Source organism: Acidisoma sp. 7E03, assembly GCF_054665075.1.
Map to the genome: position 1 here is coordinate 17,775 of NZ_BAAFHE010000018.1, position 7,042 is coordinate 24,816.

The 7,042-nt window shown below is 58.8% G+C and carries 5 protein-coding genes; 4 read left to right on the forward strand and 1 reads right to left on the reverse strand.

The annotated features are described in order from the left end of the window. The first annotated feature begins 1,893 nt into the window (after positions 1-1,893). The 4 genes from ACYQ6W_RS20710 (at position 1,894) to ACYQ6W_RS20725 (ending at position 6,630) form a co-directional block, all read left to right on the forward strand. Entirely contained in the window at positions 1,894-3,168 is a 1,275-nt protein-coding gene (locus tag ACYQ6W_RS20710) for a replication protein RepA (protein ID WP_459677968.1), read from the forward strand. Next, positions 3,165-4,358, forward strand: coding sequence for an AAA family ATPase (locus ACYQ6W_RS20715; RefSeq protein WP_459677969.1), 1,194 nt, complete (start codon positions 3,165-3,167; stop codon positions 4,356-4,358). The genes ACYQ6W_RS20710 and ACYQ6W_RS20715 overlap by 4 nt, the downstream gene beginning before the upstream one ends. 168 nt (positions 4,359-4,526) lie before the next feature. Next, complete coding sequence (locus ACYQ6W_RS20720; RefSeq protein WP_459677970.1) at positions 4,527-5,432, forward strand: ParB/RepB/Spo0J family partition protein; 906 nt, start codon at positions 4,527-4,529, stop codon at positions 5,430-5,432. 796 nt (positions 5,433-6,228) lie between these two features. Then, the gene (locus ACYQ6W_RS20725) at positions 6,229-6,630 is read left to right on the forward strand and encodes a hypothetical protein (protein ID WP_459677972.1); all 402 of its coding nucleotides are present in this window, start codon (positions 6,229-6,231) and stop codon (positions 6,628-6,630) included. Positions 6,631-6,755: 125 nt separating this feature from the next. Here the strand turns inward: ACYQ6W_RS20725 and ACYQ6W_RS20730 are convergent. Beyond that, positions 6,756-7,042: cupin domain-containing protein (locus ACYQ6W_RS20730; RefSeq protein ID WP_459677973.1), on the reverse strand; the 287-nt coding region annotated here is incomplete at its 5' end.

Below are 7,042 nucleotides of genomic sequence, written 5' to 3' on the forward strand. Positions count from 1 at the left end.
AGCCCTGCTTACTGGCTGTTAATCCACTTAATCCGCAGGGGTCGCTATTCTCTTTCCTCCCGGAGTCCGTGACCAGCGATGATGCCGAGATTTTACCAGACAGCCGCCGTCAAACTCCGATGATGAAAGGCATTGAGCTTATGGAGCCGTGCCGCCCTTTCTAACTGGCGCCATGCGTTGGCGAGGTTTCCTGCTTAGCTAGTAATGTCGAGGTCAAACTTAGCCCTCCGCCAGGCGTGGAGATGAGCAAGGGGCAAATGCAGCAGACGCCGATCGCCATGCTCTCCCGGTGAGGAACTGCTCTGCCTCAGCGAAGAGCCCTCGGACTCAATATCGTCCTGCCCCTCTACCGTCGATTCCTGCTCGAGCAATTAGCACGAGGTTTCGTCAGTTCCCACAGTGTATCGACAGCCCCGAGCATGTACATGCTCCTCTTGTGGCAGAGCGAAGGACGGAAAAGCCCTGGCCACAGAGACGGGACTGCTCCCATGATTTCGCGCCGGCCGGAATCTTTCCCGTCGCGCGCGTGACACCCATCACCAACATTTCGATCTCGCCACCTAGATCGGCCTGAGCACGCCGGAACTGCACTTGGAAAAGGATCGGTGCGCCCCTGCGCGGATAACGCATGCATACAGCACTAGAAAATTGCCAATTTGGCCACCAGTGCCGGATGCCTCGCCTTCGCACATGACGCAGATGCGCATGCCGTCGGCGATGTCGACCGGACTGGTGAGCTGTAGCGAGCGCTCGTAGGGCACGTTATGAGGCGCGGCAGTATTCGTGGGTGACGCGACCTCGAGGCTCCACAGGTCCGGCGGTGGCGCGCGATTAGGAAGAAGCGTTGTTGCTCACGCACTCCGAACATGCGGCCGAAAGTGCTACTAGCATCACGATCCTTCGCTTCCGCACAGGAGCCGCTGCAGGCCTGTTAGTTGACCTAGGCCTCGCGCGAACCTGATTCTTCGTCACGAGGAACAGGTCAATGTCGGCGCAGAGATTGCTGCCCACTCGCACACTGCGCCCCCTGAAGGCACCGGCATCTGGTCGAAGATATCGGCCAAGGTGCCGGCGGGTCCAACTCGAAGGCACTCGGCGCCGCCTGCCATTCTCGGAGCGGCTCGACCCAGGCGGTCATAGGCGGCGCGCTTCTGGCGTCCTTTGAAACCCTGTAGCTTCGTTCACTTCCTTAAAACTGGCATGGGCCGGCCCCAGACTTCGCATGCGGGCCGGCTTTAGCTGCCGCGGTTCGAGACGGGGTCCAGCTCTGAATGTGGGGCTAAAGCAGCGTCTACGCCGGACAAGCGATGTTGTAGCTCTTCCTCTGGTTCACGATCGTTCACTCAATCCGGATGGGGTGCCCGATCTTGAGCACAGTGCGTACATTAGCGACGGGCGACGCGAGCAATGCGAATGCCTGTTTCGCGAATCCGTCCGTGAGCCCATAACTTCAGCTAGTCCAACCGTACCACTTGATCATTTTTGCAGGTCTGCAAATTTCGCCTAAGTTGCTGAATTGGAAGCGAAAATAGCCTTGTCGGCGATTGTATTCCATGGGCGTGATCGCCTCATTTGCTCAGATCAGCTTCCTCTTCGTCCATTGAACTAACCACGCGCACCGGGGTGTGGAACCGATGAAAAAGGTACGGTAGCCGATGATACCAGTTCGCTGATCTCGGCGAATCGCGATGAGGAAAGTACGGTTTCTCTTGGCCTTCCGATGAGTTAGGTACGATACCTAAGACTCTTTCCTAAGAAAATTCCCTTAGAGCCCGTACCTTTTCCATCGGTAGACTTTCGATTTTTTTCAAAATACGGTTTGCCTTGCGAAAGCGGGGCACCGAGGGGTATTGGTTTGCCGCCCTCGCGCAAGCACGATTCTTCGGAGTGACCATGGCTGCACGCCCTTCTCCGCTTGGCCACCAGATCCATCTCGAGCTCGTGCAACACGGTCGGGAGGCTGCAAGCACATTAGCGCAAAAACACGGCCAACCCGATTTGTTTGATCGGGTGCTCGCGGTCCAAGACGAAACACCCAGCCCGGCATTTCTCCACTCGGCCCTTTGCGCCATGTCGTTGCCAGTGCGCCGGCCGGCCGACGAGTTCGCTCCTATCATGCGGCAGGATGGCCAATACACACTAGTCATCAACCCGAAGCCTCGTCTGGATATCATCAACGGCCAGCAGCATTTCCAGTCTCTCGGGGTACCATTTGGCTCGCTCCCGAGGTTGATTTTGATCCACATTATGACCGAAGCGGTTCGCGCTGGTTCCCGACATGTCCATCTAGGCCGCAATTTTAGTGATTGGATGCGTCGGATGGGGTTCAAAACAATCAGCTACGGTCCTCGCGGATCAGCAACTCTGATCCGCGACCAGATGGACCGGTTGCTTTCTTGTGAGTGGATGATTCGATGGGACAACACCGATGATACCGGTGCACATGAGTTCGGTATCCGCGAGATAAAGCTGACCAACGAGTACCGAGGTGCCGACGGCCCGAACGCGACCTTTCAACGCGATATATTGATGACAGAAGGCTTTTTTCACCACCTGCAGGAACATGCTGTACCGCTGAACGAGGTGGCGATCCGGCAGCTAAGAGACTCAGCGACCGCCCTGGACCTTTATACTTGGCTGGCCTACCGGCTACCTCGCATCGGTGCAAAGCGTCCTGTTGCCCTTAGCTGGGATCAACTTGCCGTTCACTTCGGCAACGATGGGCGGAACATTCGAAAATTCCGTCAGACGATAAGAGACGCCTGGGAGCGACATGTGTCTGGTGTTTATCCGGAAGCACGGGCTGAATTCGATACGGCGATGGTACGCCTTCATCCGTCTCCAGCTCCGCTGCAGAAGAAATTGATGCCGGGTGCGCATCTCAGCGCCGTCCCGACAGATGATAAGAGTACGCCTAGCCTATGTGCTGGATCCCTCGAACCACCATCGATTCTGCCGAAATTGCGAGAAATATTGGGTGACGCCGACTTTGCCGCCTGGTTCCGCCGCGCGTCTCTGGAAGAGCGAGAAGGAGAGTGGGTGGTGTTGGTCGAGCGCCGGTTTCATGCCGATTATATTCGATCTCAGTTCCAGCTGCAGTTGGACCGAACCGCCCGAGCATTACAACTTCAAGGCCTCCGTGTAGACTTTTTGAGGAAACCTACGTGAGCGATCTGAGGGCAGAATCCCCGACTCTTCGGTCCGTCGGGGACGTTTACGGTCGCTGCCTCAATGTACTGGAGGGGCTGCGTAACCAGGCATTGCATGAGACTGGAGCTCGTCAATCGCCGCGCTTCCCAATCACCAAAGTGGCTGAACTGGTAGGTCGGACGACCGCGGCCATTCGCGAGGCAGAGAAGGATGGACGAGTTCCAGTTGTGGAACGCACAAGCTCCGGCCGACGCGTTGGCTACACACTCGCTGAAGTCAATCGACTCCGCGAGGCGTTTGGTACGCGGCCTTGGCGAAGCGCGGACGACCCTGTTGCTGTAATTGCTGTGCAGAATTTCAAAGGCGGTGTGGGCAAATCTACAGTCTCTACCCATCTGGCGCAGTATTTGGCGATACAAGGTTATCGGGTGTGCTTAGTCGATTGCGATAGTCAGGGTTCGTCTACTGCCTTGTTCGGCTATGTTCCTGATCTCGACATACATGAAGATGACACCCTTTATCCTTTCTTCCGCAATATGGAGATGTCTAGTCTTGCGTACGCCGTGCGCGAGACGCACTGGGATAACCTGTTTCTCGTTCCAGCCAACTTGAAACTCTATTCCGCTGAATACGAGCTTGCAGCTCGCATATCGCGCTCGGAACCCAAGCTGCTGAACCGACTGGCAGAGGGGCTTGCCTCGATCGCCGACCACTTCGATGTAATCGTCCTAGATCCGCCCCCGGCACTTGGAACTGTGTCTCTTTCCGTTATGCGGGCGGCGAATGCGCTATTAGTTCCTATGCCGCCAACCGTCGTGGATTTCGCTTCTACGACAACCTTCCTCGCCATGCTTTATGAGACACTGCAGATTCTTGAAGAGAGACATTTCCCCGTCGACTTCTCGTGGATACGCTTCGCAGCTACTCGCGCCGATGAAGGAAAATCCATGCAAAGGGAATTACTTGGCCTGATGCGCAACCTGTTCGGCGACAAGATGCTGCGAACGGTGTTGCGTGACAGCGCGGAGATTGACAATGCCTCCGCTCGGTTGATGACGATTTATGAGCTTGCTGCGCCAGTAACGTCACGGGAGACCTACAACCGTGGGCTCGCTTATCTAAATGGGGTCAACGCCGAGATAGAAACCCAAATCCGATCTACTTGGCCGAGCCACGCCGAGAGGTTGCGTGCCGAAGGCAAAATATGAGCTGGTTTTGCAGGTCTGCATAATCCTCCGAAACCTTTGATTTGGAAAGACTTTATGGCGCTAGGAAACAAAGGGTTCGCTGCCGGACTGGCCGAAGGGACGCAGCTGCCAACCGCTACTGCGAAGCTACCGCCTCGTACCGGCGTGCTCCAGAGCCGGGGAAACCGGTTGTCCGAGCTCGCCTCCGGCCAAACGATGTCAAGGGAGCACGAGCTGGTAGATCCGGCCACCTGCCGGATTTGGGAGTTTCACAATCGCGACTATTCCGCGCTGAATGAGGAAAGTTGCGCCGATCTCCTAGAGAGTTTTCAGGCCCAGGGCCGTCAAGAGGTCCCCGCGATCGTCCGCCGTGTGCTGGGCGATTCGCAGCATCAGTTCGAGGTTATTTGTGGCGCGCGCCGGCATTGGACGGCCACTTGGCTGCGCTCCCACGGGTATCCTGCCTTCCGCTTCCTGGTGGAACCGCGCGAACTAACGGATGAGGAGGCGTTTCGAATTGCGGATCTCGAGAACCGTAGTCGTCAGGACCTAACGGACATCGAGCGGGCACGAGATTACGCGGGGGCGCTGACTCGATTTTATGGGGACAACCAGGGGCGGATGGCCGAGCGTCTAGGGGTCAGTCAAAGCTGGCTGAGTCGATACCTCCAACTCGCGGACCTGAAGCCTGCTGTGATAGCGGCGTTTGGGAGCCTAAGCGCGATCAAAATCAGCCATGGTGCTGCAATCGCGCCACTGCTTCGTCACCCCTCATCGCAAGCCGCCATCGAGGAGGAGGCCAACGCGCTTGCCGCCGAACAGACTGAGCGGGCAGGGGCGAAGCAGCCGCTGCTTCCCGCCGCGGAAGTAGTTAAGCGCCTGCAGCAGGCTTCACGCAAAAAGGAGAAGGTGCGTACACAGGCCAGGCCCGTAGAGGTTGCCGTACGAACTCCCGACGGTGTTCTTCTTGCAAGAGGCACGCGCCCACAACGTGGGAGCAATCTCATAATCGCGGTACCGCGCGGAGCTTTGGCCGATCGGGAGCCTTTGATCTCGGCAATAAATGAGGTGCTCGATAAACTGAGCCGTCACTAGATACCGATGCAAAAGGTACGGCTTTACCTCTTCGGAGACGGGGCGGCCTCCCAACCACGCCCACCGTCTGCCGGCGAGATGGAATTCTCGAAGAATCACATTAGTTGAAGCCGAGTAGGTGAGCTTCGTCGTGGGCGCCGATGCTTGGGCATAGGCAAACCATTCTGATGCTGCCTCCGTCACTAGTCTCGGTAATCCATGATCGCTTTATCCAAACACTGACGCCGCTCCGGACTATCTTGGAATTATCACGCGTAATCCAATTTCCTTGGCCTGATTGCTGTCCGGAACGGCCGACGAATTGTGCCACGCCGGCATCGCGCAGTAGTGCCGGCGTGGCCAAAGGCGCTGACCCACGGCTTGCAGGCGGCAGGCGCTCGCACCGGAACGTTATTCGCCGTCAGCAGCTCCGTGGTCACTGACCGGTGATGCAATGGGACTGCCTCATCATAACGTGACGATGCTGGCCGGATCACTTCCCGTGGTTGCGGACGGAGGCGATCCGTATAGACGAAGTTGCCAACCCTGCTGTTGGCGGAAATAGCAGCTCGCAGAGCGCGCTGTTCGCAACCGTCCTTGGCACGATGGAGGGATGAAGAACAGCAACCAAAGCAGATCCGCTACCGCTCGCGCCGATCGGGCCGCAAGGGACGCCGCTGCGCGGCCGCCGCCCTCGCGGGCGGCGCCCTTGCCCCCCGCCGGCTTCACGGTCGCCGGGCTCCGTAAAGGCAGAGCTGAAGGAAAGGAGGAACCCCGACCGACAGACCGACCACCCCTGAGATCGGAGGACAGTGCCATGAACCCGGATACCGAACTCGACCTGTTCCGCGCCCAGGTGAACTGCGCGGCAGTGCTGGAGAACCTCGGTCGCCCCTGGCGGCTGGACGAGCGGGAGAGCACGCGACGTGCCCTCAAATACCGGCGTGACGGAGGCGAGGTGCTGATCGTCACGCATGATGGCCGCGGCTGGTGGGACCCTCAGTCGTCGGCCAAGGGGGATGTCTTCACCCTGGTGCAGCATCTCGATCCGAGCCTGAACTTCGGTCATGTCCGTCAGGTCCTCCGCCGGTTCGTCGGCATGACCCCTCGCTACACGCCGTCAGAGCGGCGACGGGGAGGGCAGGGGGATACGCGGTCCGGGGCGAAGTGGTGGAAGGGCCGGTCGCGCTTCCGGCTCCGCCTGACTCGTTCATTCTAGCGAGGTCCTGGTCGAGGCCGCGCACCGTGATTGCGGGGCGGGACCGGGGCTTCGCCTTGCAGACGGCCTGAGCCAGGCAGGGGCCGCCGGAGGGGGAAGCGCCCCCGCCGGCGGCGCCACGCCGCTTACGGCATCTGCGAGATATGCGCCGTGCGGTCGTGGTCGGGGTGGCTGAAGGTGATTTCCAGCGTCCGCAGATAGGTGTGCAGCCCGGCATCCTGGATGGGCAGGACATGCGCATCCGCGCCCGATTCATTGTGGTGGGAATGCCAGTAGCCGGGTGGCGTCACGAAGCTCGCCCCCGGCGCCCAATCCTCACGCACGCCGTTCTTGATCATCCCCGTCTCGTCGAGTTCCGTGCCGATCATGGTGTAGCAGCCAGGCTTGCAGTCCACGACGAAATCGAGCGCCA

Excerpts from the sequence above, each read along its gene's own strand:
- ACYQ6W_RS20725 (WP_459677972.1), top strand. The coding sequence starts at position 6,229 with ATGAACCCGGATACCGAACTCGACCTGTTCCGCGCCCAGGTGAACTGC.
- ACYQ6W_RS20710 (WP_459677968.1), top strand. The coding sequence starts at position 1,894 with ATGGCTGCACGCCCTTCTCCGCTTGGCCACCAGATCCATCTCGAGCTC.